Below are 25,871 nucleotides of genomic sequence, written 5' to 3'. Positions count from 1 at the left end.
TAAGATATCATTCCAAAATTATCAGTATATAAACTATGCTGAATAAAAAAACCACCGCTTTTAAACGGTGGTTTTGGTGGAGAATATCGGAGTCGAACCGATGACCTTTTGGCTGCCAGCCAAACGCTCTAGCCAGCTGAGCTAATCCCCCGACTTGGGAGCAAATGTAACAATTTTTCATAAATATAGAAATGTTTATTTTTTAATTGTAAAATGATCAGAAAAGCCAACATCAACGACCTGCAGGAGGTAAAAGCCCTTACCGAGGCCTGCGCAAAAGCCATGATACAGAAGCATATATACCAGTGGAACGAGCATTACCCATCAATAGATAGGCTTAAGGCAGACATTCTTTCAGAAGAACTTTATGTATTCAAAGCAAACAATGAAATCGTTGGTATTATTGTGATCACCGAAACTATGGACGAAGAATATATTCCCATACAATGGTTAAGCAAAACTTCGAATAATCTTTACATTCACAGGCTGGCCGTGCTTCCCTCTTTATGGGGTAATAGATACGCCCGGAAACTGATGGATTTCGCCGAAACCTATGCCCGGGAAAATCAGTATGAATCTGTGAGGCTGGATACTTTCAGCCAGAACAAAAGGAACCAGAAATTCTACGAGACCAGGGGATATCAGAGGCTTGGCAACATCTATTTCCCCAGGCAAAGCGAGCATCCTTTTTATTGCTACGAATCACAGATTTTATCCTGAGCATTCTATATTTGTCCTTCAGCAAAGTCAGCCTTGGAAAATTCAGTAAGTTTTAGGAACATCAATAAGATCGCCATTCCGGCAATTATCGCAGGAATTGCAGAACCACTCATTTCCCTTACCGATATCGCGGTAATAGGAAACGTTGATGAAAATTCTATCGAGGCACTGGCCGCCGCGGGTATAGTAGGCTCGTTCCTTTCTGCGATCATCTGGATCGTGGCCCAAACAAAGACGGCAATTTCAGCCATAGTTTCACAGCATTTAGGCGCAAACCGTCTGCATGCCGTAAAGACCCTGATCCCCCAGGCGATAGCTTTCAATTTCCTGTTCAGCCTGGTGATCTATATCACCACCGCATATTTCGCCAAGGCTATTTTCAGCGCTTATAATGCTGAAGGCCTTATCCTAAGATATTCTGAAGATTATTACCAGATAAGGGCTCTAGGTTATCCGCTAACACTAGTGACTTTTGCCATCTTCGGAGTGTTCAGGGGGCTGCAAAATACACTCTGGGCCATGAAATGCAGTTTGACCGGGGCGGCCGTGAACGTGGCCCTGGATTATTTGCTGGTTTATGGAATAGACGGCCTTATTCCGGCCATGCACCTTAAGGGAGCTGCTTACGCAAGCCTGGCCGCACAAGCAACCATGCTTATCATGGCGCTATGGTTCTTTTTTAAGAAAACGCCTTTTCATCTTAAGCTAAGCCTGAAAATCAATCCCAGGATGAGAGGCCTGTTGCTTATGGCCGCAAACCTGTTTGTGCGAACAGCAGCGCTCAATTTCGCCATTTACCTTGCTAATGCCTATGCGACAGATTATGGCAAGAACTATATCGCCGCCCAGAGTATCCTGATGAACATCTGGTTGTTCTTCAGCTTCTTTATAGATGGTTATGCCAATGCCGGCAATGCCATTGGAGGAAAACTGCTGGGAGCAAGGGATTATAAGAATCTCTGGGAGCTCAGTAAAAAGATCAGCAAATACGCCGTACTGATAGCGCTAATCCTTATGGCTATTTGCGGAATTTTTTACAACCAGATAGGCCTGCTATTTAACAAAGAAGCGAGCGTACTGGCCATATTTTCATCTGTATTCTGGATAGTCCTCATCATGCAACCGGTAAATGCCATTGCTTTTATGTTCGATGGGATCTTTAAAGGCCTGGGAGAAGCAAAATATCTTCGCAATGTGCTCCTCGTGGCAACTTTCCTCGGGTTCACACCTGTTCTGCTTATTTCAGACCATTTCGGATTAAAGCTATACGGCATCTGGATCGCCTTTTTTGTGTGGATGCTTATTCGCAGCAGCACCCTGGTCGTCTATTTCCGAAGGAAATATCTGAATAAAGAAGTCTAGTTTCCCTTATCCAGTCTTTTGGTTTTCCGCATTATCCTTAACTTTGGTAAAAACCGGATTTTATGACTACCAACCGCGAGAACGGAAGTTTATACACACATATAGAAAACAAGATCGCTCACCTTGAATTTGGCCATCCTGCCAGCAATTCGTTCCCTTCGGAACTTTTGGACCGACTGGAAAAGGAACTCGACAAGCTCTCTGAAGATGACAATGTGAACCTGATCCTGTTGAAGTCTGAAGGTGAAAAGGCATTCTGTGCCGGCGCCTCGTTTAACGAACTTATCGAAATTGAAGATATCGAAAAAGGCAGGCAGTTCTTTTCTGGCTTTGCCAACGTGATCAATGCCATGCGCAGGTGCAAGAAACTAATCGTAGGCCGGGTACAGGGCAAGACCGTTGGTGGCGGCGTAGGCCTGGTAGCCGCCTGTGACTACGCCATGGCAACCGATGCCGCGGCCATCAAACTTTCTGAACTGAGTATCGGGATTGGTCCATTTGTGATCGCCCCGGCCGTAGAACGCAAGATGGGTGTCGATGCCCTTGCTGAACTTAGCCTCGCCGCACACGAATGGAAGAACGCTTACTGGGCCAAGGAGAAAGGACTTTACGCCAGGGTTTTTGACTCTTTAAAAGATCTGGATAAGGAAGTAGAGCTCTTTACTGAAAAACTGGCTGCCTATAATCCTCAGGCACTTGAAGAAATGAAGAAAATACTTTGGAAGGACACCGAAAACTGGGAGCATCTTTTATATGAAAGAGCTACCATTTCTGGGGAATTGGTACTTTCAGAATTTACCAAGCAGGCTTTAGCGAAATTCAAAAAATAAACAGGCTTAGCTTTCAGCCTGGTTCGGAAAATTTAAAACGAGCCAGGCGAACAATAAGCCGGGAAGCCGGCCGATTTTAGAAAGAGAATAATTATCTTATTCTGCGCAGATTGAAGTCATGGCCAAAACAGTATTTAGAAATATTTAAAAATAATAGCCTGATGCAGGAACATTTACCAAAAGATAAAGATCCAAGCGAAGTACAGCAATGGGGCTGGACTTTTGAGGAATTCGTCACCGAGAACTTCTGGTACCTGCTGGGGATCCTGGTTTTACTGGCGCTGTTCTTTTTTGCGCGGTATCGCTGGAGAGTTAGAAATTCAAGGAAATATAGGAACTAATGGATCAGGACACCTGGGAATTTTTTAGTTTTTTAAGCGGTATGGGCTTCTGGCTCATCCTTGCCCTTATTTTAATTGGAGTCTTCGTTTATAAACGCTTCAGGAAATAATTATCTCGTCTTAAGCCAGCCTGTGATACTTAGACGCGGCACCTTTACTGGTTTTACCTCGTGTTCCAGCTCCTGGCTTTCGAAGATCACCACCCTGCCCGGGAAAGGATAAACGTTCACCTGCTCCTCCACTCCATCCTTATTGGTATAGATGGCAAGTTCACCTCCATTTTCCGGTTTCCAGTTCTCATCGTTCAGGTAACATACCATGGAAAGTTTTCTACGCCCGTCATTCTGGAAGGTATCCAGGTGTCTCTTATAAAATGTTCCTTCGGGATAAACCGCGTAATGGAATTCCTTGGTGAGGATTCCCATGAAACAGGTACGGTTAAGGTAATTCACCAGCGAATTGATCTTTTTAAAATAGATATTTTCTGCCAGGCCGGCTTCCGCTTCATTTATCCAAAGAATAAAATCCCCGCGAATAGATTTTTCGATCACCTCGTTGGTACGGTTACCTATTGCGGCCTTCTTGAAATTATCTTCTTCGTACTTATCAAGCAAGGCACCGCGAAGTATCCCAACCTCAGCAGCATTGAAAAAATCGTCAACGATACTGTATTTCTTTTCAAGAAGATCAGAAATGATCCTCTCATATAAAGGATCCTCACGAAAATCCAGTTGCTCAAAAAGTTCCAAATCTGTATGAAGCATGGCGAAAAAAATTTGGCAAATATACTCCAGAAACAAATTCGAAAATGTTAAAAATTAAGCCGTAAAATTTCGATTATCTTTGTAGCAAAATTTGCTTAAATGAGTAATATCAGGATCACCAAACAGTTCTCTTTTGAAACCGGTCACGCGCTATACGGCTATGACGGGAAATGCCGCAATGTGCACGGTCACAGCTATAAACTGAGTGTCACCGTAATCGGGAAACCCATCACAGACAGTGATAACGTGAAATTTGGTATGGTGATAGATTTTGGCGACCTGAAGAAGATCGTAAAGTCTGAGATCGTGGACCAGTTTGACCATGCCACGGTCTTTAACAAGAACACCCCGCACATAGAACTGGCCCAGGAGCTAAAGAGTCGCGGTCATCACGTCATCCTGGTCGGGTATCAGCCTACCAGCGAGAACATGGTGATAGATTTTGCCGAAAAGATCCAGAAACACCTTCCTTCCCATATCCAGCTTCATTCGCTCAAACTTCAGGAAACTGAAACTTCTTTCGCCGAGTGGTATGCCAGTGATAATGCTTAGGGCGCATCCCACGCCAGGGCGTGGGTCGGGCTATTCGCTTTTAGTCCCGCTAAAATGCGGGAGCTAACCGCTGCTATCCCTTGCGCACATATCAGTATGCAATATCTGGTCAAAACAGGCAGTTAATGGTCCTGTTGTTATCAGAATTGCAACACTGAACTTATTTAAGGGCAATTCCCCTTTCTAATTGTTTTTTTTAGATCCTGGAACAAGTTCAGAGTGACTAATTTCTGCAAACAAAAATTGTCATTTCGACCAACGAGAGAAATCTTATATCTTTACCACCGAATTAATCGTTTATGAAGATCCCTCAGGGCAAAAAAATCTACTTTTCCAGTGACAACCACCTTGGAGCTCCAACCATGGAGGAAAGCCGTGAGCGCGAGCTTATTTTTGTAAAATGGCTGGATAGTATCAAGGAAGACGCAGCCGCAATTTTCTTACTGGGCGATCTTTTCGATTTCTGGTTCGAGTACAAGCATGTGGTACCAAAGGGCTTTATCAGGACCCTGGGTAAACTGGCCGAAATAAAGGACAGTGGCATTCCCGTTTATTTCTTCGTAGGAAATCACGACCTCTGGATGAACGATTATTTTGAAAAGGAGTTGAATATTCCCGTTTATCACCAACCTATGGAATTCGAATTCAACGAAAAAAAGTTCCTTATTGGTCATGGTGACGGCCTGGGACCCGGTGACAAGGGTTACAAAAGAATGAAAAAGGTATTTACCAATCCTTTTTCCAAATGGCTGTATAGATGGTTACACCCGGATCTTGGAGTTCCACTCGCACAATATTTTTCGGTAAAGAACAAGGCCATATCGGGAGAAGAAGATATGGAATTTCTGGGTGAGGATAAGGAATGGCTTATCCAGTACTGCCGCAGGAAGCTTGAAACAAAGCATTACGATTATTTCCTTTTTGGCCACCGGCATTTACCACTGGAAATAGAGCTCAACACCAAATCCACCTATATCAATACAGGAGACTGGATAACCCATTATACCTATGCCGTTTTCGACGGTACCGAGCTTCAGCTTAAAAAGCTAAAAAAATAAACCCCGCTATCAGCGAGGTTCAGATCCTTATTTTTTCATTAAACTTATAGCGGCGCCTCCACCGGGAGCCAGCTTCAGTTCTATACTATCTCCAGAGTCTACCTCAACTTTTCTGATATTGGTGGCAGTAGGGTTCTTATCCCAGTGAGCGTCTTCAGCATCTTCATATATGGTAGCCGTATAGGTAGCTCCTTCATCCAGGAAATCTAAAGAGATCTGCATCTGCCGGGCATTCTCATCAGAAACACTTCCCAGGAACCAGTTTTCGCTGTTCCTGTCTTTTCGGGCAATGGTCACAAAATCTCCCACTTCTCCGTTTAGCACTTCGGTCTGCTGCCAGTCTACGGCAACATCCCTGATGAACTGGAATTCAGGTTTCCCTTCATAATGCTCAGGAAGGTCTGGCACCATTTGTACGGGACTGTAAATAACTATATACAGGGCCAGCTGATGTGCTAGCGTGGTGTTCACCTGGTTCTCCGGCTTATATTCATCGAACTTGATATTGAAGATTCCCTGGGTAAAGTCTATAGGTCCGGCCAGCATCCTGGTAAATGCCACGATAGGCAAATGCTCCGGCGGATTCCCACCATCACTTGCCCAGGCATTGAATTCCTGGCCTCTTAATCCCTCCCGGGCGATGATATTCGGGTAGGTTCTTCTTAATCCAGTGGCTTTTATAGGCTCGTGAGCGTTCACCGTAACCTGATAATCTGCTCCTTTGATGGCCACATCGTTATAATGGTTCACCATCCATTGCCCGTGGTGATATTCTCCTTTAGGGATGATCTTGCCCACATAACCAGATTTCACGACGTGCATGCCGTATTTCTGCATCAGTTTATAGGCTGTATCCAGCTGTTTTTCGTAGGTTCTTGGCGCGGCAGAGGTTTCATGGTGCATTACAATATCCACCCCCTTGGATTTTCCGTATTCTACCACCTCGTCAAGATCATAATCGTCATAAGGAGTTACAAAATCGAACACTCCCTCACGATCCTCGAAACCTATCCAGTGTTCCCAGCCGGTGTTCCAGCCTTCAACCAGCATAGCCCCGATGCCATTCTTTGCTGAGAAGTCTATCAAAGCCTTGGCATTTTCGGTGGTGGCACCATGCCTGCCATGTGGTTTAGCATTCTTGGTATAGGTATTCATATCCTGGTTTCCGGTCATGTCCCAGGTAGATTTTCCCAGGTGCATCTCCCACCAGATACCAGAATATTTCGTGGGTTTAAACCAGGAAATATCACCCAGTTTATTGGGCTCGTTCAGGTTAAGTACCAGCTTGGAATCTATAAGCTCAGTAGCCTTTTCGGTAATTATCACCATTCTCCAGGGTGTATGAAAAGGCAGCTGTCTTTTCACTTTATAGCCGGTAATATCGGAACCTACCAGTTCTGAGGTCAATTTCAGGCTTTCAGGATCTACCTTTAAGGTCATACCGGCATAATCTATAAGCTGTGCCTCGTGGAAGCTTAGATGATAACCTTCATCTGCCTTCATTGTTACCGGCGTGTTCACCGCATTTTCAGGAATAAAGGTATGCTTGCCCAGGTTCGGGTTATTTCTTTTAGTGGTTGCATCGATTTCTGAAACCCTGGTAGTGTTGTACAAATGCTCATAAATATCCCAGTCGCCAGGGATCCAGAAGGCCTTATGATCTCCTGTGAGCGCAAATTCGGTATTTTCATCGGCAATGATCACCTCTTCCAGGTTTTCCTGTTCAGGAAATTCGTATCTAAAACCTATACCATCATCATAGGCGCGAAATACAATTTTCAGGCTGCGGCCGGGTGAAGATTTTTCCTTCAGCTCAACCATAAGCTCATTATAGTGGTTCCTTACTTCCAGTTGTTCACCCCAGGGCATAGGCCAGGTCTCATCGAAACTGCTTTTCTGAGTATCGGCTATTTCGAAATTATCATCAAGGGCTTCCGCATCCTGAAGATCAAAGCCCAGGTAAGAACGATCCAGGACCTTTTTCCCCTGGAAGCTAACCTCGTAAAAGGCTTTTCCAGATTCATCAAGATCAAAGTTGATTTTTATTTCGCCATTGGGTGAAGAGACCTGTTGTTGGGCTATTAAATGAAAGCAAAAGAACATACAGGCCAGAAGGCTGAATTTTTTCATAGCACGAATTTTAAGTAATTGGTTCTTAAATTTCGCAAAAACTAGGCTCTTAAGCAAGCGGGGCTTTAAAGGCTTTCCTTAATATCCTTTAATTTTAGCTGAATTTTGGTATTACCGTTCCAGGTATTCTCGTCCAGGCTATAGACTGCATCGAATTTTTTACCAGATCTTATCAGCTCCAGCTTTTCGCCAAGGTTGAAACCTATCACGTCGAATTTTGGTCCTCCCTGCTCCTGCTGCACCTGGCATTTTAGGTGGGTCTTATCTTCACCTACACACTTCCCAAAACCGGTATCGGTAAGGCCGCGGGTGATAAATACGGGTGACATGTTCCCGGGGCCAAAGGGCGCGAATTGCTTCAGGATCCGGTAGAACTTAGGGGTAATATCCTTAAGTTCCAGTTCTGCGTCTATGCTGATCTCTGGGGTAAGCAGGTTGCGGTCTATGGTTTCAGAAACCACTTCCTCGAACTTGTTTTTGAAGTTCAGGTATTCAGATTCCAGCAGGGTGAGACCCGCCGCGTATTTATGACCTCCAAACTGCTCAATATGCTCCTTACAGCCTTCCAGGGCCTCGTAGACATCAAAACCTTTAACAGACCTGGCCGAGGCTGCTAACTTTTCCCCGCTTTTGGTAAACACCAGGGTGGGCCTGTACCAGGTTTCGGTTAGCCGGGAAGCAACGATCCCGATCACTCCCTTATGCCAGTTTTCATGGTAAACCACAGTTGTAAGTCGCTCTTCTTCCTTCTGGGCAATGATCTGTTGTTTGGCCTCCTCTGTAATGCTTTTATCTGTACTTCTTCTTTCAGAATTATAGGCCTCGATCTCCTCGGCATATTTCAGGGCTACCGCCTCATCTTCTTCTGTAAGCAGGTTTACCGCGTGCAAACCGTGTTTCATCCTCCCGGCAGCATTTATGCGCGGGGCTACTATAAATACCACATCGGTAATGCTCACCTTTTTTCGATCTCCCAGCAAACAGCTTATTCCCTTTCGGGGAGCCACGTTTATCACGTGAAGGCCGTGGTAAGCCAGGATCCTGTTCTCCCCGGTGATGGGGACTATATCTGCCCCGATGGCTGTTGCCACCAGGTCCAGGTAAGGCAGCAGTGTTTCTTCAGGTTCGTTGTTCTTTCTGGTAATGGCCTGTATCAACTTGAAACCCACCCCGCATCCGCAGAGCTCATCATAAGGATAATCACAATCTTCCCGCTTAGGGTCTAATACGGCCACAGCATCAGGGATCTCACTTCCCGGGCGGTGATGGTCGCAGATCACGAAATCTACCCCCTTTTCCTTGGCATAGGCTACCTTTTCTATGGCCTTGATTCCGCAGTCGAGAGCGATGATAAGGCTTATATCATTATCTGCCGCATAATCTATGCCCTGGTAAGAAACTCCGTAACCCTCTTCATAACGATCAGGTATATAGGTGGTCACATTGGGATACCTGAACCTGAGAAAGGAAGACATCAGGGCAACGCTGGTAGTACCATCTACATCATAATCGCCATAGACCATAATGTTTTCTTCGTTGGCCATGGCCTGTTCTATCCTTTCTACGGCCTTGTCCATATCTTTCATCAGGAAAGGGTCATGGAGATCCTTAAGATCGGGCCTGAAGAATTTCCTTGCCGCTTCAAAAGTGGTCACACCTCGCTGGACCAGCAACCTGGCGACCGGAACTCCAATACCTAATTTCTCTGCAAGTGCATTTACAGTAATAGGGTCAGATTTGGGTTTTAGAGTCCAGCGCATAGAAATAATAAAATTGGATTGGGTGCCGAAATTAGCAAAAACAAGTTACAGGAAATTAATTCTTCAGCTTAAAATTTCAGCAATTTTATCCTGTAGTTTTGGGACTACATCCTCCTCGAACCATGGGTTCTTCATCCGCCAGAAGCGGTTCACCGGCGAGGGATGCGGCAGCGGCCAGAATTCCGGTAAATGTTCCCGGTAGTTCTCTACCTTCTGTGTAAGTTTTGATGCTTTACCTAGGTAATAGTTCGCAGCATAAGAGCCGATAATTATCTTTAATTCCACCTCCTGTAACTGCCTCCAAACCTGCTCGTGCCAGAGCGGGGCACATTCTTTACGCGGGGGAAGATCTCCTGTCCTGGCTTTGCCCGGATAGCAGAATCCCATAGGCAGGATGGCGAAATTATTGGTATCGTAAAAAGTATCTTCATCTACTCCCAGCCACTCCCGGAGCTTTTTCCCACTCTGGTCTTTCCAGGCGACGCCAGATTCATGCACCACTCTTCCCGGAGCCTGGCTAATCAGGACGATCTTTGAACTTTTTGTTGCTTCAATAATGGGACGAGGGCCCAGAGGAAGATGATCTTTGCAAACTTTACAATCTCTTATTTCACAAAGCAGATCCTTCAACAGCTATTAGGATTTTCCTTCAACCACCACCACGATCTCTCCTTTGGGCGGGTGATCTGTATAATACTGTAAAACTTCGGTAGCGTTGCCGCGAATGGTTTCTTCGTGCATCTTGGTGATCTCCCGGGATACCGAGATCTTACGGTCCTCACCAAAATATTCTGCAAAATTACCCAGGGTTTTGATGAGCTTATGCGGAGATTCATAGAATACCATGGTCCTGGTTTCTTCGGCGAGGATCTTCAGCCGGGTTTGCCTTCCTTTTTTTACCGGCAGAAAGCCTTCAAATACAAACTTATCGTTGGGCAGACCACTGTTCACTAGTGCGGGCACAAAAGCCGTAGCACCGGGCAGACAGTCTACTTCTATACCTGCGGCCACACAGGCACGGGTAAGCAAAAAACCGGGGTCTGAAATGGCCGGGGTTCCCGCATCGCTAATTAGTGCAATGGTTTCTCCTGCCTGAATCCTTGAAACCACCTGGTCTACCGTCTTATGCTCATTATGCATATGATGGCTTTGCATAGGCGTGCTTATATCAAGATGTTTTAAAAGTTTCCCGCTGTTGCGGGTATCCTCGGCAAGTATAAGATCTACCTCCTTAAGGATTCTAATTGCCCTTAAAGTAATATCCTCCAGGTTACCAATGGGTGTTGGCACCAGAAATAATTTTCCCATAAAACGCTTCTGCTAGTTGCTGAACTTGTTCTCGATATGAGCCATAAATCGCTCTTCGTATTCTTCCTTACCTTCCCAGTGATTGTAATCTGGTTTTACGATCTTCTCTACGAACTTCCTGGCCTCTTCCAGGCTATTGAAGGTGTTTAGCTGTGAGAGTACTCGGTTGTAATCGGCCGTATTGCCATCAAAAAGATGTTTTATGTAAGCCAGCCGCTCGTTAAGACCAATATTGATCCCCTTTTTAAGGCGGTCATTCAGGGACCTGGGTTTATTGTTCTTTTCAACATGGTTTACCGGCTGGAAATCTGGAAGATTATCATAGTCTACCCCTATATTTCTGAAATCCTTTTTTTCCTGCCTTGCTTCGGGTGCCTTTTTAGGCTCGGGCACAGAGTTTATCTGGTTCATCATAGAATCTACCAGTTCAGATTCCGGCGGCATCTGGGCCACGATATCCTTGATCTTTTCGGTATTAGGTTCGGTAATGGCATCTGAGTCCTTATTGTATTCGGTGCCATCTGGGTAGAATTCGTCGTACAGGTTCTGCTGAGGGGTTGGCTTAGCTGTTTTCTTTTGTTTTTTTGGAGCTTCCTCGAACTCTTCTTTGGAATCTACTAGCAGGTGTTCTTCGGTAAATGCGAGCACGGTTAGCTTTTCATAAAGATCTTTCGCCATTTTCTTCAATTTAACCGTATCCATATTCCCTTTTTCCTGAAGGATCATTTCAGCAATACGGGTCAAATCTGCTTCGATTTTCTTTTTCATCTGCTATTAAATTTTTATCATTTAGAGGTTAGAATGAAAACGAAGTAGGCATTTCAAAATTGTGAAAAACCTGCTTCTTACATTTCATAACTTTAAAGAATCACCCGGTTGCCGGGTTGTATTTTTAATAAATTTGTTCCACCTTTATACGAAAGAGGAATTTCCCCATTTCGACTTGAAAAATACAAAATGTTTCTCGAAAATACAGTAAATCACGAAGAGCAATTTGGCTGGATTGAGGTTATTTGCGGCTCGATGTTTTCCGGAAAAACGGAAGAGCTTATCCGCAGGCTGAAACGAGCGAAATTCGCCAAACAGAATGTTGAGATCTTTAAACCTGCCATAGACACCAGGTATGATGAAGAAATGGTAGTTTCTCACGATTCTAATGAAATTCGTTCTACCCCGGTGCCTTCCGCGGCCAATATCAGGATCCTGGCAGATGGTTGTGATGTGGTGGGGATAGACGAGGCACAGTTCTTCGATGATGAGATCGTATCGGTTTGTAACGACCTGGCCAACCGGGGAGTTCGCGTGATCGTGGCCGGTCTGGATATGGATTTTAAAGGGAACCCATTCGGGCCTATGCCTAACCTTATGGCTACCGCCGAATATGTCACCAAAGTGCACGCGGTGTGTACAAGAACAGGAAACCTGGCCCAGTTCAGCTATAGAAAAGCGATCAACGAAGACCTGGTATTCCTGGGTGAAAATGAAGAATACGAACCACTAAGCCGTGCGGCCTATTACAAGGCCATGCTGGACCAGAAAGTAAAAAAGCTTGACGTCCAGGAGCCACAGGAACTTAAATCTAAACCTACTGAAGAAAATGCCTGAAGCCAAAGAAACTGTCCTGGAAATCGATCTTGGAAACCTGGCTCATAATTACCGTTTTTTAAGGTCTAAGATTGACCCGGATGTAAAGTTCATGTCGGTAGTAAAGGCACATGCCTATGGTAGTGATTCGGTTGCCATTGCTCAAAAACTCGAGGAACTAGGCACCGATTATTTCGCAGTAGCTTATGTGGAGGAAGGGATCAGGCTAAGGGAGAACGGGATCACCAAACCTATCCTGGTGCTGCACCCCCAGTTCACTCATTTTGAAGAGATCATAGAGCATTGCCTGGAACCAAACCTTTACAGCCAGAAAACGCTAAGGCATTTTATCGAGGCCGCAGAAAAACTAAAACAAAAGAACTACCCGGTACATCTCAAACTGAACACCGGTCTTAACCGCCTTGGTTTTGACCAGCCAGAGATCCCTGAAGTCCTTGAACTCATCAATTCTACAGAAAGCCTGAAGGTCGCTTCCATATTTTCCCATCTAGCCGCGAGTGAAGACTGGCAGGAAAGGGATTTTACCGTGGGACAGATCGACCTTTATAGAAAAATGGCCTGGCAGATCATGGAAAACCTGGACTATGAGCCAATTCTGCACATCTGCAATACTTCGGGGGTGATCAACTATCCAAAGGCTGCCTTCAGCATGGTGAGAACGGGAATAGGCCTTTATGGTTATGGAAACGACAAGACCGTAGACCCATACCTGAAACCAGTAGGCACTCTGAAAACGATCATTTCCCAGATAAGGACCATTCAGAAAGGAGCTACGGTAGGTTATAACAGGGTGTTCAAAGCTGAAGAGGAAACACGCATCGCTACCATTCCTGTTGGACACGCAGACGGCATTAACCGTATCTACGGAAAGCAAAAAGCAGGCATGTACGTGAATGGACAGTTTGCGCCCATTGTGGGCAATGTGTGTATGGACATTATCATGATAAACGTTACCGGGATAGATTGTGCAGAAGGAGACGAAGTGATCGTTTTTGGCGGACCCCAGCACCCGGTAAAGCTTGCCGAAGCCGGGGGAACCATTTCCTATGAACTTATCACGGGTATCCAGCGCCGCGTTACCCGCAAGATCATCCCGGAATAGGCCACTTCGCTACATTTAGTTTTTTTATCTAAATTAGGGCTCAACTAACTACTAATACTTTAATATGGGCTTTTTAAAAGACTTTAAGACCTTCCTTTTTCAAAAGGACATCGTCATGCTGGCCACTGCAGTGGTGATTGGCGCCGCATTCAACAAGATCGTGACCTCGGTGGTTAACGACGTGATCATGCCATTAATCGGGGTATTTACCGGCGGCATAGATTTTACTCAAAAATTCATTTCCCTGGACGGCAGGTCCTACGAAACCCTCGACGCGGCGAAAGAAGCTGAGGCCGCGGTGATCACCTACGGAAACCTCATCCAGGCGATCATCTATTTCATTATCATAGGCTTTTTTATATTTTTGATCCTAAGAGCTTATGAAAAGACCAAGAAAAAGGAGAACGTAGAAGAAGCTCCGGCTCCAAAAGGACCTACCCAGGAGGAGATCCTACTGGAGATAAGGGACGAATTGAAAAAACAGAATTCATAAAGACGTACGCTTACCGCTACACTACTTATTTCAACCTTAAACCCCCGGCCAAAAGCTGGGGGTCTTTTTTTAACAAAATGTACAAATGCGTATAAAATAATATAAGCTAAATAATTTATAGCTTTGAAGTAATTCAGGTTTGCAGGCAAGCAATACCTTTGCAATCAAAATTTTAAATTTTCGCTAGAATATGAAAGTAGCAGTTGTTGGAGCCACCGGGATGGTGGGAAACGTAATGCTTAAGGTACTGGAGGAAAGAAATTTTCCGCTTACAGAATTAATTCCCGTAGCCTCAGAAAGATCTGTGGGGAAAAAGATAGCATTCGCAGGAAAGGAATATGAAGTGGTGGGACTGGAAACAGCTGTTTCCATGAAACCCGAGATCGCATTATTTTCAGCCGGCGGCGATACTTCCCTGGAGTGGGCTCCAAAATTTGCCGAAGTAGGTACTACGGTGATCGATAACTCTTCAGCCTGGAGAATGAACCCAAAGCATAAACTGGTGATCCCCGAGATCAATGCCAGCCTTTTGGACAGTGATGACAAGATCATTGCCAATCCCAATTGCTCTACTATTCAGCTTTTAATGGCCTTAAAGCCCTTACACGACAAATACCGTATTAAGCGGGCGATCGTTTCTACCTACCAGTCTATTACAGGCACCGGGGTAAAGGCAGTGCGACAGCTTGAAAACGAATATGCCGGTGAAAATGGCGAAATGGCCTATCCTTATCCTATTCACAGGAATGCCCTGCCGCATTGTGATGTTTTCCAGGATAATGGTTACACCAAGGAAGAAATGAAGCTCACTAACGAGACGAAGAAGATCCTAGGAGACAACTCAGTGAATGTGACGGCTACTGCGATTAGGATCCCGGTGGTGGGAGGACATTCAGAATCTGTGAACCTGGAGTTCGAAGAGGAGTTTGATGAAGCAGAGGTAAGGAAGCTTTTAAGCGAATTCCCTGGTATTACCGTTCAGGATAACCCGGCGGTAAATACCTATCCAATGCCTATCTATGCCGAAGGAAAAGACGATGTATTCGTAGGAAGGATTCGTAGAGATCACTCCCAGCCAAGGTCACTGAATATGTGGATCGTAGCCGATAACCTGAGAAAAGGAGCTGCTACCAATGCCATTCAGATCGCGGAATACCTGGTGGAAAAAGAACTGGTATAGAAATTCCAAATATTTCAATAAATTTAAAAGCCTGAAAGAATTCCACTTTCAGGCTTTTTTTGTCTTAATTTATGTTCATCAAACTTGAAATATGAAAAAAATATCTACTGCTATTTGTGTTCTGGGTTTAATCACCTATTCTAACACCGCAAATAGCCAAAACCAAATCGAATTGAAATACCCTGAAACCAAAAAAGTGGATACGGTGACCGATTATTTCGGTACCGAGGTAAAGGATCCTTATCGCTGGCTGGAAGATGACCGCAGCGAGGAAACCGAAAACTGGGTAAAAGCCCAGAACAAGGTCACTTTTAATTACCTGGAGCAGATCCCATATCGCGATGAGCTTAAAAAAAGGCTTACCCAGCTTTGGGATTATGAGAAATTAGGCGCTCCTTTCACCGAGGGTGATTACATTTATTTCTATAAGAACGACGGCCTGCAGAACCAGAGTGTTTTGTATCGTAAAAAAGGTGAGGATGGAAAACCGGAGATCTTCCTGGATCCGAACAAGTTCAGCGAAGACGGGACCACTTCCCTGGGTGGCCTGAGCTTTTCTGAAAACGGTAAAAAAGTAGCTTATGCTATTTCTGAAGGTGGAAGCGACTGGAGAAAAGTGATCGTAATGGATGCTGAAACCAGTGAGATCCTTGGAGATACCATCAAGGATGTAAAATTCAGCGGTATGTCCTGGAGAGGAAACGAAGGCTTTTATTATTCCAGCTATGATAAGCCGGACGGAAGTGAACTTTCTGCCAAGACAGACCAGCATAAATTATATTTTCATAAACTGGGCACACCTCAATCTGAAGACAAGGTGATCTTTGGAGATACCGAAGCTCAAAAGAGAAGGTATGTACAAGGATATACTACCGAAGACGACAGGTTCCTGGTGATATCTGCCAGGAATTCTACCGCAGGAGGAGAACTTTACCTTATGGATCTAAGCAAAGAGAAACCAGAACTGGTTACCATCCTTGATCATTTTGATTCTGAAAGTTATGTGCTGGACAACCGTGGCTCCAAACTTTTCATCGTTACCAACCTTGAGGCTCCTAACAGGAGGATAGTTACCGTTGACGCTTCGAATCCCTCTCCAGAGAACTGGAAGGATCTTATCCCTGAGACCGAAAATGTATTAAGTCCCTCTAAAGGTGGCGGATATATCTTTGCAGAATATATGAAAGATGCCATTTCCCAGGTAAAACAATATGATTATGACGGGAAAATGGTTCGAGAGGTCGAGCTGCCAGGAATCGGTTCCGCAGGTGGATTTGGCGCCAAGAAAGACGAAGATGTACTTTATTACTCCTTCACGAATTACGTAACTCCTGGGACTATCTATAAATATGATATTGAAGCAGGGACTTCAGAAGTTTACAACAGGCCGAACATAGACTTCAATTCAGAAAATTATGAAAGCACCCAGGTGTTCTATGAATCTAAGGACGGCACCAAGGTTCCTATGATCATCACTCATAAGAAGGGGATAGAACTGGACGGGAAAAATCCTACTATTCTTTACGGATATGGCGGATTCAACATTAGCCTTACCCCAAGTTTCAGCACCGCGATGAGCGTCTGGCTGGAGCAGGGTGGTATCTATGCCGTGGCCAACCTCCGTGGAGGGGGCGAATATGGTAAAGAATGGCATGATGCGGGTATAAAAATGAAAAAACAGAATGTGTTTGACGATTTTATCGCGGCTGCAGAATACCTTATAGACCACAATTACACCTCTAGTAACAAACTGGCCATACGTGGCGGTTCTAATGGCGGACTACTCGTTGGAGCAACCATGACCCAGCGTCCAGATCTTATGCAGGTGGCTTTACCTGCCGTTGGGGTGATGGACATGCTTAGGTATCACACCTTCACCGCAGGTGCCGGATGGGCTTACGATTATGGAACTGCAGAGGACAATAAGGAAATGTTCGAATATCTATATGGTTATTCGCCGGTGCACAATGTAAAAGAAGGAGTTGAATATCCTGCTACTTTAGTAACTACGGGAGATCACGATGACCGCGTGGTGCCTGCGCATTCTTTCAAGTTTGCGGCAGAATTACAGGATAAACATGCCGGTAAGGAGCCCGTACTTATCAGGATAGAGACCAAGGCGGGTCATGGTGCAGGGAAACCAACCAGCATGATCATCGAAGAATATGCCGATATTTTTGGGTTTACCCTTTACAATATGGGCTATAAAAACCTTCCGAAAGAGATCGGGAAGGAAGTGGGACAATAAAACCTGGTATACCCTTTAAATTGATAAAGCGCGGATTATGTTCCGCGCTTTTTTTATTTTAACTTCGGCCTAATATATTCTTTCCTATGCTGAAACTTCAGAAAGTATCTTTCGCCTACCAAAAAGAACCGGTCTTAAAAAACATCAGTTTCGAGATCGAAAAAGGTCAGAATGTTTCGGTGATCGGGGAAAGCGGCTGCGGAAAAAGCACCCTTTTAAAACTTATTTACGGTCTTTTACATACAGATGGGAAAGTAAGCTGGAACGGAGAAGAAATGCTGGGACCCAATTTCAACCTGGTGCCCGGAGAACCTTTTATTAAATACCTTGCCCAGGATTTTGACCTGATGCTACCTTTAACGGCGGCTGAAAATGTAGGGAAACACCTCAGTAATTTCTATCCCGTCAAAAAGAAAAGGCGTATCAGGGAGTTGCTGGAAGTGGTAGAAATGGAAGACCTGGCCGATAAGAAAGCGAAACTACTTAGTGGTGGGCAGCAGCAACGTATCGCTTTAGCCCGGGCACTGGCCAAAGAGCCAGAACTGATCCTGCTTGATGAGCCCTTCAGCCATATAGACCATTTTAGAAAGAACAATCTAAGAAGGCGGCTGTTCTCCTATCTCAAGGAACAAAATATCACCTGTATCGTGGCAACGCACGACAGTACCGATGCCCTTTCTTTCGCAGACCGCACCTTTGTTCTGAAGAATGGAAATATTTATGCCGACGGTACACCCGAGCAATTATATAAATCCCCGCCCAACAAGTATGTGGCCTCCCTCTTCGGCGATGTGAACCATATCATGCTGAAGAATCTCCGGGAGAATGAAAACAGCCGGAAAAGAGTGGTCTTGTATCCTCATGATATTAGCGTTGTGAAAGATTCAGCCATCAGGGCAGAAGTAAGAAATACTTACTTTAAGGGAGAAAATTTCCTGATCCAGGCAAAACTGAATGGAGAAGAGATCCTGGTAGAACATAAGAAAAACATACAGCCAGGAAACACCATAGCACTAAAGGTTCAGGAAAAACTTATCGAGGAAAGGCTTAAGTGATCTCCAGAATTTCAAATTCACGCCCGTTGAATTTTGCTTTTTCACCTGCTTTTTTGCCTAGTAAAACCTGGGCGATAGGTGATTTGATCCCAACAGCATAAAATTTATCTTTCCCAGTGTTGATCTCTCCTGCCGGGATAGAAATAAAGTATTTAGCGACATTGGTCACCACGGTACTGCCCAGAACTACATTGCCGTTGGGCTTATATTCTTCGATCCTGTTCAGGATATTGCCCAGGCGGTCGTATTCGTTAAGCTGTACGCTTAACTTATTCCATTCGATATTGATCATTTCCCTGCCGGTCTCATATTTATCCCCGGCGCTGCTTTTAGACTCGTTCTCGAGATCTTCTTTAAGTCCTTCCATAGACTTTTTTACCACCTCTACCCTGGTTTGCAGGTATTCCCAGCAGGCAACAATTAAATTCTGTCGTAGTTCTACTCCCATTATTCCAGCATGAATTTTCCGTAGTTCTGCATCTGCCGTACGATCCAATTCTTTCTCCTTTGTATAAAACTGCTGGCTGGATTTGCCCTGTATTCCCGTGGGTTTGGCAGGACAGCGGCGATGGCGGCAGCTTCATATGGGCCAAGTTTGGATGCATCTTTTTTAAACCAGTGGAGCGAGGCAGCCTGGGCACCATAAACGCCTTTTCCCATTTCAATGGAATTCAGGTAAACTTCAAGGATACGCTCTTTGCTCCACAGCATCTCGATTAGAAAAGTAAAATAGGCTTCCATTCCTTTTCTGAACCAGGTACGGCTGGGCCAAAGGAAAACGTTCTTAGCCGTTTGCTGCGAGATGGTGGAAGCACCACGTATCTTCCTTCCGGAACGGTTATCTTCCATGGCTTTTTGAATCGCCTCGAAATCGAAACCATTATGTTTTTCAAAATTCTGGTCTTCACTTGCTATAACCGCTAACTGAAGATGTCTTGAAATATCTTCTATTGGTACCCAGTCATGCTCTATTGGCTCCTCGGGGTTTTCGAAATATCGTATCGCCATCAATGGCGTGAAAGGCACCGGCACGAACTTATAAACCACCACGATGAGGATGCTAAAAAGGAAAAGACCTAAAAGGACCTTGAAAATAAATCTGAAAAATTTTTTCATCATGATCTTATGGCTAGTTCTGCGATTTCCTTTCCTATCAGGCTGCCAATGGCAATCCCCATTCCGCCGAGACGTACCCCGCAAAAGACGTTCTTAGAAAGCTCTTTTATTATTGGTTTCTTTTGTGCTCCTACCCCCATGATGCCGCTCCAGGACTGCTGGATCTCGAATTCGGTTTCGGGCAGGATACAGGTCTCGAGTAATTCCCTCAATTTATTCTGGATGAGATCGGTCAGGCCGGTCTCGTCAGTTTCTTCCGTCTTAAAATCAAGGTTTCTTCCGCCACCGAACAATACCCTATCCCCGATATTTCGGAAATAATAATATCCCTTGTCCAGGTGGAAAGTACCTTCAAAAGGAAGGTTCTGTATGGGTTTGGTGACCAGCACCTGGGCACGGGCAGGTTTTACCTCATCTATGCCCAGCCTGGATGCAAAGCCATTAGTGGCTATGATCAGTTTTTGAGCCTTAATGCTGAAGCCTGGAGTATTTATATTTACACCATTCTTAGATTGTTCGAAAGATCTCACCTCAACTCCATTAAGGATCCTTATCCCTTTTTCTATAGCCTTTTTTACCAAAGCGCTCATCATTTTCCCGGTATCTATCTGCCCCTCGAACTTATTGAACACCAGTTTAGGCTGAATTTTCCGGAAACCGAATTTATTCTCGGCAACTTCAAACACATCTTCCCGGAATACCGGTTGTAAAAGTTCATTTATTTGAGGGATACGTTGCAGGCATTCTTCGTAAAGTTCTTTATCGGCTTCAGTAAATAGCTCATATCCTCCTTTTTCCTGGTAATCGATCACATCGTCTCCCAGGTTCTTCCGGAGCAATTCCAGGCCTCTTTTCCGCTTCTGAACCAATTCTACCACCTCCTGGGGGGAATGTGTCTTAAGATCGTCCAGGATCTCTGAAATACTTCCGAAACAGGCAAATCCGGCATTCTTGGTGCTGGCACCTTCCGGCAACATGCCTTTTTCCAGGATAAGCACCCTGGATCCGGGTTCAGCCTGCTTCAGCCTTAGCGCCGCATTAAGCCCGGTGATGCCACTGCCAACGATACAATAATCGATATTGGAAAACCAGGAATCGGTTTCCCAGAAAGAAAAATTCATGGGTTAGTATTTTCTAAGGCTGAAAATACAAAAAACCTCCAAGCTATCGGGAAGGCTGGAGGTCATAATTTAAGCATAAAAAAACCCCGGAATTCCGGGGTTGATCTTGTTACTCTTCCATGGGTTTCATCTTGAAATCTTCCATGAATTTAGTGGTATAATTTCCTTCGATATAATCCGGATGATCCATCAGCTGCCTGTGGAACGGGATCGTGGTCTTGATACCTTCGATCACGAACTCATCCAGGGCACGCTTCATTTTATTGATCGCCTCTTCCCTGGTCTGGGCGGTGGTGATCAATTTAGCGATCATGGAATCATAGTTTGGCGGAATGATATACCCGCTGTAAACGTGGGTATCTATTCTTACCCCGTGACCTCCCGGTGCATGAAGATTGGTGATCTTCCCTGGAGACGGACGGAAATTGTGATATGGATCTTCCGCATTGATCCTGCACTCTATAGAATGCAATTGCGGGAAGTAGTTCTTTCCTGAAATTGGCACCCCGGCAGCCACAAGGATCTGCTCGCGAATAAGGTCATAATCTATTACCTGCTCGGTAATTGGGTGCTCTACCTGTATACGGGTGTTCATCTCCATGAAGTAGAAATTCCTATGTTTATCTACAAGGAATTCCACGGTTCCTGCTCCTTCATACTTGATGAATTCTGCAGCCTTCACCGCGGCCTCACCCATCTTCTTACGAAGGGTATCGGTCATGAATGGAGAAGGGGTCTCTTCAGTTAATTTCTGGTGACGGCGTTGTACCGAACAATCCCTTTCAGAAAGGTGACAGGCTTTTCCGCTGCTGTCTCCTACGATCTGGATCTCGATATGGCGTGGCTCTTCAATAAGCTTTTCCATATACATCCCATCATTTCCAAAGGATGCTTCAGCCTCTTTTCTAGCCGATTCCCATGCCGGTTCAAGATCCTCCTCTTTCCAAACGGCACGCATTCCCTTACCACCACCTCCGGCAGTAGCTTTCAACATTACCGGAAATCCGATCTCCTTGGCCAGCTTAAGGCATTCTTTATAATCTTTCAGGATCCCTTCTGAACCTGGAACACATGGCACGCCTGCAGCTCTCATGGTAGCTTTTGCAGTCGCCTTGTCCCCCATTTTAGAGATCATTTCGGGAGAAGCCCCGATAAACTTGATATCGTGCTCTTCACAGATCTTGGAGAACTTGGCGTTCTCAGACAGGAACCCATATCCCGGATGAATTGCATCGGCATTGGTGATCTCTGCTGCGGCAATGATATTCGATATTTTCAGATAAGAAAGGTTACTCGGCGCAGGTCCTATACATACGGCTTCATCAGCAAATCTTACGTGCAGACTTTCAGCATCTGCCGTAGAATATACCGCGACCGTTTTTATACCCATTTCTTTACAGGTACGGATAACACGAAGCGCGATCTCCCCTCTGTTGGCAATCAATATTTTCTTAAACATACCTAGTTGCTTTTAAAGTTCTGAAGCCCTTTTTTGAGGGCTTGCAGTTGTTAAAACGGGCAGTAAATTATGATGGATCAACCAAAAATAAAGGCTGATCGAACTCTACAGGAGAAGAATCGTCTACCAGTACTTTTACTATTTTTCCTGAAACCTCACTTTCGATCTCATTGAAGAGCTTCATTGCTTCAATGATACAAAGCACGTCTCCTTCTTTTACCGTATCTCCTACTTCGCAGAAAGTTGGCTTGTCTGGAGAAGGTTTTCTGTAGAAAGTCCCGATAATTGGAGACTTTACAGTGATATATTTTGATTCATCATCGCCAGAATCTTTAGATTCTTTTTGTGGAGCAGGGCTTTCCTGTGGAGCAGGAGCCTGTTGCTGCTGTGGCTGTGGTGCCGCCATTTGCTGTGGCATTTGCTGCGGAACCTGCTGTACTATGGTAGTTTCCTTTTCGTCTGAACCTGTTCTAATGGTAATCTTTACATCACCTGTTTCCAGTTTCACCTCGCTTGCGCCAGACTTGGCTACAAATTTTATCAGGTTCTGAATTTCCTTTAAATCCATAATAATTGGTGTTGGTTTTTATGAGTTATAAGCCCATTTAAGGTAAGTAGCTCCCCATGTGAAGCCACCTCCAAAAGAGGCAAATATTAAATTATCTCCTTTTTTAAAATTCTTCTCGTAATCGCTAAGCAATAATGGTAAGGTCGCAGAGGTGGTATTTCCATATCTCTGGATGTTCATCAAGACCTTAGACTCATCGTTAAGACCCATTCTTTTTGCTGTTGCGTCTATGATTCGTTTATTTGCCTGGTGTGCCACCAGCCAGTTCACATCTTCATTAGAAAGATCGTTCCTCTTCATGATCTCTTCGCTCACCCCGGCCATGTTGGAAACGGCGAATTTAAATACCGTTTTACCATCCTGCTGAACAAAATGCAGCTTTTTAGCCACGGTCTCTTCGGTAGGAGGAGTTATAGATCCTCCGGCTTCGATCTTTAAAGATTCACGTCCAATGGAATCACTTCTTAGAAGTTCGTCCTGAAGCCCTAGCCCTTCGGTATTTGGCTCCATAAGAACGGCTCCCGCTCCATCTCCAAAGATGATACAGGTGGTCCTGTCTGTATAATCGATGATCGATGACATCTTATCTGCCCCGATCAATAATACTTTTTTATATCTACCTGATTCAATATATGCTGCGGCGGTAGACATTCCATATAAAAAACTGGAGCATGCTGCCTGCAGGTCGTAAGAAAATGCGTTTGTCGCACCTATTTCGGTCGCCACGTGTACACCAGTAGAAGCTACGGGCATATCTGGAGTGGCCGTCGCCATAATTATTAAATCTATATCTTTTGGGTCCAGGTTGGTCTTGCGAAGTATGTCTTTGGCCGCCTGTATGGCTAAAAATGAAGTTCCTTTTTTGGGATCTTTCAGGATTCGTCTCTCTTTAATTCCTGTTCTGGTGGTAATCCATTCATCGTTTGTATCCACCATCTCTTCCAACATCTTGTTGGTTAAAACATCCTCAGGTACGTAAGCACCTACAGCTGTAATCGCTGCCGTGATTTTACTCATAAGTTTGGATTTAATTCACCCTTCACCGGCCCTCTGCAATTCTATTCCTTAGATAGAAAATTACTAAATTATAATTTAACCGGCGTGCAAATTAAGGTCTTTTTAGGACTTAATCAACTAAAAACAAAAAACTCCCACAATGTGAGAGTTCCTGTTAATCTTTGAAGCTCTAAACGCTTATTAAGCCTCTATTTCTTCGGTATTATCTATCAATACCTGACCACGGTAATAAAGTTTACCCTCGTGCCAGTGAGCTCTGTGATAAAGGTGTGCTTCACCTGTTACAGAATCTACAGCCACTTTTGGAGCTGAAGCTTTATAATGTGTTCTTCTCTTATCTCTTCTGGTTTTAGAGATTTTTCTCTTTGGATGTGCCATGGCTTCCTATTAATTATTCGTTTAGTAAATTTTTTAATTTGTCCCAGCGAGGATCTATATCATCCTCTTTCTTCTTTTTCTGATTTTTCAAACTAAGCTCTTCTAGCTTATCGAGTACTTCAGACTTTAATGTGCCGTCTTCCACTCCCGGGTGAATCCTCTTTTGAGGCACCGAAAGTACGACTAACTCATAAATATATTGCTGAATATTCACTTCATATTCCCCATGAGGAATAATTAGTAGATCTTCATCTTCGTTATTGAATTCATCACCGAACTTTATTACCAGGAATAGTTCATTGTCTATCGGCTGGTCATAAGGCTCATTAGTAAGATCACAGTTAACATTTACTGTTCCCGTCGCCCTAAAGGTAAGCTCCATCATGGTGCTTTTCTTTTCGAACAACAGGTCAATCTTTACATCGGCGCTATTGAATTCCTCGTACTCAAAATGTTCAAAGAACCTGTTATCTAGCTCATACTCAAACTGGTGCTTTCCAAGCTTTAATCCCTTGAAAGGAATTGTAAACTCTGCTAAATTCCTCATCTCTCCTCAGTTTTGAGTGCCCAACGTTTCCGTTAAGGCGGGTGCAAAGATATAAAAATTAATCAATTATGCTCTTTTTATAAACAAATTTTTGTTTATATCTTCTTCCCTTGTTTCTTTAATGGGTTTTCGGTTAGCTCCTTGTATTCTTCCCTGGCTTTATAGATCTCAATTCCCTTAAACACAGCTTCTTTAAATGAATTTAAATTAGCCTCGTTCTTGCCCGCGATCTCAAAAGCAGTTCCATGATCTGGGGAAGTCCTTACCTTGGAAAGTCCGGCGGTGAAATTAACTCCTCTTCCGAAGGAAAGAGTTTTAAATGGCACCAGTCCCTGGTCGTGATAGGAAGCGATAACCGCATCAAAATTCTTGTAATTCTTGGTTCCGAAGAAACTGTCTGCGGCATATGGTCCAAATACCAGGTCTCCTTTATCCCTTAATTTTTTAATAGTAGGCTTCAGTACTTCCTCATCTTCCTTTCCTATCAAACCATTATCTCCGCTATGAGGATTAATGCCTAAAACCGCGATCTTAGGCTTTCTTATCCTGAAATCTTTCTTCAGGGTCTCCTGTATGGTCCTGATCTTTTTCTCGATTAGATCTGGCGTGATTACCGAAGCGATGTCCTTAAGTGCAACATGGTCTGTTAGCAAACCAACCTTTAGATTGTCGGTGATCATGAACATAAGACTTTCGCCTCCCAGTTCACGGGCCAGGTAATCTGTATGACCCGGGAATTTGAACTTGTCTGACTGTATGGTCGCTTTATTGATAGGAGCCGTAACCAGCACATCTATCTCGTCCTTCTTCAAAGCTGCAGTAGCCGCTTCCAGTGACCTGAAAGCGTATTCCCCTATTTTGGTATCTTCTTCTCCAAAATTGATATTCACATTTTCCTTCCAAACGTTCACTACGTTCACTTTCCCGTCTATGGCATTAGAAGGATGATCTATTCCCTGAAAATGCAGGGACAGTTTATATTGCTTCTTTAAAAAATTAAGGATCTTGGTGTTCGCAAAGATAATCGGGGTACAAAAATCCAGCATCCTGGAATCATCAAAGGTCTTAAGTACAATCTCGCTACCAATCCCATTTAGATCACCAATACTAATTCCCAGTTTGATCATTTCATCTTGTTTCATAAAGTTTCCCGATAT

General features: G+C 44.3%; 27 protein-coding genes and 1 tRNA gene. 12 read left to right on the top strand and 16 right to left on the bottom strand.

The annotated features are described in order from the left end of the window. Positions 1-74: 74 nt before the first annotated feature. A tRNA-Ala gene (locus FLP08_RS12770) sits at positions 75-151 on the bottom strand. Positions 152-213: 62 nt separating this feature from the next. On the opposite strand from FLP08_RS12770, the gene FLP08_RS12765 reads away from it, so the two are divergent. From FLP08_RS12765 to FLP08_RS12750, 4 genes are all read left to right on the top strand, one after another. Then, a complete protein-coding gene (locus FLP08_RS12765; RefSeq protein WP_156277156.1) occupies positions 214-720 on the top strand; it encodes a GNAT family N-acetyltransferase in 507 nt (168 codons plus the stop codon). Between the two features lie 33 nt (positions 721-753). Then, on the top strand, positions 754-2,082 hold the full coding sequence (locus FLP08_RS12760; RefSeq protein WP_156277154.1) for an MATE family efflux transporter: 1,329 nt from the start codon (positions 754-756) through the stop codon (positions 2,080-2,082). 62 nt (positions 2,083-2,144) lie between these two features. Continuing rightward, positions 2,145-2,912: an enoyl-CoA hydratase/isomerase family protein gene (locus FLP08_RS12755; RefSeq protein ID WP_156277152.1), complete on the top strand. Its 768-nt coding sequence runs from the start codon at positions 2,145-2,147 to the stop codon at positions 2,910-2,912. Between the two features lie 161 nt (positions 2,913-3,073). After that, positions 3,074-3,253: a hypothetical protein gene (locus tag FLP08_RS12750; protein ID WP_238388492.1), complete on the top strand. Its 180-nt coding sequence runs from the start codon at positions 3,074-3,076 to the stop codon at positions 3,251-3,253. A gap of 110 nt (positions 3,254-3,363) precedes the next feature. On the opposite strand, the gene FLP08_RS12745 is transcribed toward FLP08_RS12750, so the two are convergent. After that, entirely contained in the window at positions 3,364-4,017 is a 654-nt protein-coding gene (locus FLP08_RS12745; protein WP_156277150.1) for a 2OG-Fe(II) oxygenase, read from the bottom strand. 99 nt (positions 4,018-4,116) lie between these two features. Here FLP08_RS12745 and FLP08_RS12740 point away from each other — a divergent pair, with 99 nt between their 5' ends. Together FLP08_RS12740 and FLP08_RS12735 are read left to right on the top strand one after the other, a co-directional pair. Then, positions 4,117-4,569: a 6-pyruvoyl trahydropterin synthase family protein gene (locus FLP08_RS12740; RefSeq protein ID WP_156277148.1), complete on the top strand. Its 453-nt coding sequence runs from the start codon at positions 4,117-4,119 to the stop codon at positions 4,567-4,569. A gap of 299 nt (positions 4,570-4,868) precedes the next feature. Continuing rightward, complete coding sequence (locus tag FLP08_RS12735; protein ID WP_156277146.1) at positions 4,869-5,627, top strand: UDP-2,3-diacylglucosamine diphosphatase; 759 nt, start codon at positions 4,869-4,871, stop codon at positions 5,625-5,627. Between the two features lie 27 nt (positions 5,628-5,654). Here FLP08_RS12735 and FLP08_RS12730 read toward each other — a convergent pair whose 3' ends face one another. From FLP08_RS12730 to FLP08_RS12710, 5 genes are all read right to left on the bottom strand, one after another. After that, the gene (locus FLP08_RS12730) at positions 5,655-7,757 is read right to left on the bottom strand and encodes a glycoside hydrolase family 97 protein (RefSeq protein ID WP_156277144.1); all 2,103 of its coding nucleotides are present in this window, start codon (positions 7,755-7,757) and stop codon (positions 5,655-5,657) included. Positions 7,758-7,822: 65 nt separating this feature from the next. Continuing rightward, entirely contained in the window at positions 7,823-9,517 is a 1,695-nt protein-coding gene (gene recJ / locus FLP08_RS12725) for a single-stranded-DNA-specific exonuclease RecJ (RefSeq protein WP_156277143.1), read from the bottom strand. 63 nt (positions 9,518-9,580) lie between these two features. Beyond that, a complete protein-coding gene (locus FLP08_RS12720) occupies positions 9,581-10,147 on the bottom strand; it encodes a uracil-DNA glycosylase family protein (RefSeq protein WP_156277141.1) in 567 nt (188 codons plus the stop codon). A gap of 6 nt (positions 10,148-10,153) precedes the next feature. Next, positions 10,154-10,825 (bottom strand): 16S rRNA (cytidine(1402)-2'-O)-methyltransferase, encoded by a 672-nt coding sequence (gene rsmI / locus FLP08_RS12715; RefSeq protein ID WP_156277139.1) that lies wholly within the window; start codon positions 10,823-10,825, stop codon positions 10,154-10,156. Between the two features lie 12 nt (positions 10,826-10,837). After that, positions 10,838-11,593 carry a DUF8457 domain-containing protein gene (locus tag FLP08_RS12710; RefSeq protein ID WP_156277137.1) on the bottom strand — a complete coding sequence of 252 codons (756 nt, stop codon included), beginning with the start codon at positions 11,591-11,593 and terminating at the stop codon, positions 10,838-10,840. Positions 11,594-11,782: 189 nt separating this feature from the next. Between FLP08_RS12710 and FLP08_RS12705 the strand changes: the two genes are divergently transcribed. The 6 genes from FLP08_RS12705 (at position 11,783) to FLP08_RS12680 (ending at position 18,508) form a co-directional block, all read left to right on the top strand. After that, positions 11,783-12,430, top strand: coding sequence for a thymidine kinase (locus tag FLP08_RS12705; RefSeq protein WP_156277135.1), 648 nt, complete (start codon positions 11,783-11,785; stop codon positions 12,428-12,430). After that, positions 12,423-13,532 (top strand): alanine racemase, encoded by a 1,110-nt coding sequence (gene alr / locus FLP08_RS12700; RefSeq protein WP_156277133.1) that lies wholly within the window; start codon positions 12,423-12,425, stop codon positions 13,530-13,532. The genes FLP08_RS12705 and alr overlap by 8 nt, the downstream gene beginning before the upstream one ends. A gap of 64 nt (positions 13,533-13,596) precedes the next feature. Continuing rightward, positions 13,597-14,025 carry a large conductance mechanosensitive channel protein MscL gene (gene mscL, locus FLP08_RS12695; protein ID WP_156277131.1) on the top strand — a complete coding sequence of 143 codons (429 nt, stop codon included), beginning with the start codon at positions 13,597-13,599 and terminating at the stop codon, positions 14,023-14,025. Positions 14,026-14,215: 190 nt separating this feature from the next. Continuing rightward, positions 14,216-15,205, top strand: a complete 990-nt coding sequence (locus FLP08_RS12690) for an aspartate-semialdehyde dehydrogenase (protein WP_156277129.1) — start codon at positions 14,216-14,218, stop codon at positions 15,203-15,205. A 91-nt stretch (positions 15,206-15,296) separates the two neighbouring features. Continuing rightward, on the top strand, positions 15,297-17,453 hold the full coding sequence (locus tag FLP08_RS12685) for a prolyl oligopeptidase family serine peptidase (RefSeq protein WP_156277127.1): 2,157 nt from the start codon (positions 15,297-15,299) through the stop codon (positions 17,451-17,453). Positions 17,454-17,539: 86 nt separating this feature from the next. Next, positions 17,540-18,508: an ABC transporter ATP-binding protein gene (locus FLP08_RS12680; protein ID WP_156277125.1), complete on the top strand. Its 969-nt coding sequence runs from the start codon at positions 17,540-17,542 to the stop codon at positions 18,506-18,508. On the opposite strand, the gene FLP08_RS12675 is transcribed toward FLP08_RS12680, so the two are convergent. The 9 genes from FLP08_RS12675 to pdxA all read right to left on the bottom strand — a co-directional run bounded on the left by FLP08_RS12675 (position 18,501) and on the right by pdxA (position 25,856). Then, the gene (locus FLP08_RS12675) at positions 18,501-18,956 is read right to left on the bottom strand and encodes a GreA/GreB family elongation factor (protein WP_156277123.1); all 456 of its coding nucleotides are present in this window, start codon (positions 18,954-18,956) and stop codon (positions 18,501-18,503) included. The two genes, FLP08_RS12680 and FLP08_RS12675, sit on opposite strands and share 8 nt — an antisense overlap. Beyond that, positions 18,956-19,627, bottom strand: a complete 672-nt coding sequence (gene mtgA / locus FLP08_RS12670) for a monofunctional biosynthetic peptidoglycan transglycosylase (protein ID WP_156277121.1) — start codon at positions 19,625-19,627, stop codon at positions 18,956-18,958. The genes FLP08_RS12675 and mtgA overlap by 1 nt, the downstream gene beginning before the upstream one ends. Beyond that, entirely contained in the window at positions 19,624-20,745 is a 1,122-nt protein-coding gene (locus tag FLP08_RS12665) for an NAD(P)/FAD-dependent oxidoreductase (RefSeq protein WP_156277119.1), read from the bottom strand. The genes mtgA and FLP08_RS12665 overlap by 4 nt, the downstream gene beginning before the upstream one ends. Before the next feature lie 109 nt (positions 20,746-20,854). Then, on the bottom strand, positions 20,855-22,204 hold the full coding sequence (accC, locus tag FLP08_RS12660; protein WP_156277117.1) for an acetyl-CoA carboxylase biotin carboxylase subunit: 1,350 nt from the start codon (positions 22,202-22,204) through the stop codon (positions 20,855-20,857). A gap of 67 nt (positions 22,205-22,271) precedes the next feature. Beyond that, positions 22,272-22,772, bottom strand: a complete 501-nt coding sequence (gene accB / locus FLP08_RS12655) for an acetyl-CoA carboxylase biotin carboxyl carrier protein (protein ID WP_156277115.1) — start codon at positions 22,770-22,772, stop codon at positions 22,272-22,274. Between the two features lie 18 nt (positions 22,773-22,790). Further along, entirely contained in the window at positions 22,791-23,789 is a 999-nt protein-coding gene (locus FLP08_RS12650; RefSeq protein ID WP_156277113.1) for a beta-ketoacyl-ACP synthase III, read from the bottom strand. Between the two features lie 180 nt (positions 23,790-23,969). Then, the gene (rpmF, locus tag FLP08_RS12645) at positions 23,970-24,167 is read right to left on the bottom strand and encodes a 50S ribosomal protein L32 (protein WP_131398098.1); all 198 of its coding nucleotides are present in this window, start codon (positions 24,165-24,167) and stop codon (positions 23,970-23,972) included. A 13-nt stretch (positions 24,168-24,180) separates the two neighbouring features. After that, complete coding sequence (locus FLP08_RS12640; protein WP_156277111.1) at positions 24,181-24,714, bottom strand: YceD family protein; 534 nt, start codon at positions 24,712-24,714, stop codon at positions 24,181-24,183. Between the two features lie 95 nt (positions 24,715-24,809). Beyond that, entirely contained in the window at positions 24,810-25,856 is a 1,047-nt protein-coding gene (gene pdxA / locus FLP08_RS12635; RefSeq protein WP_156277109.1) for a 4-hydroxythreonine-4-phosphate dehydrogenase PdxA, read from the bottom strand. Positions 25,857-25,871 lie beyond the last annotated feature (15 nt).

Origin of the sequence: Christiangramia aestuarii (genome assembly GCF_009735585.1) — a bacterium.
Classification (GTDB): domain Bacteria; phylum Bacteroidota; class Bacteroidia; order Flavobacteriales; family Flavobacteriaceae; genus Christiangramia; species Christiangramia aestuarii.
The sequence above is the reverse complement of the archived record's forward strand: the minus strand, read 5'-3'. Positions and strand labels throughout refer to the sequence as shown.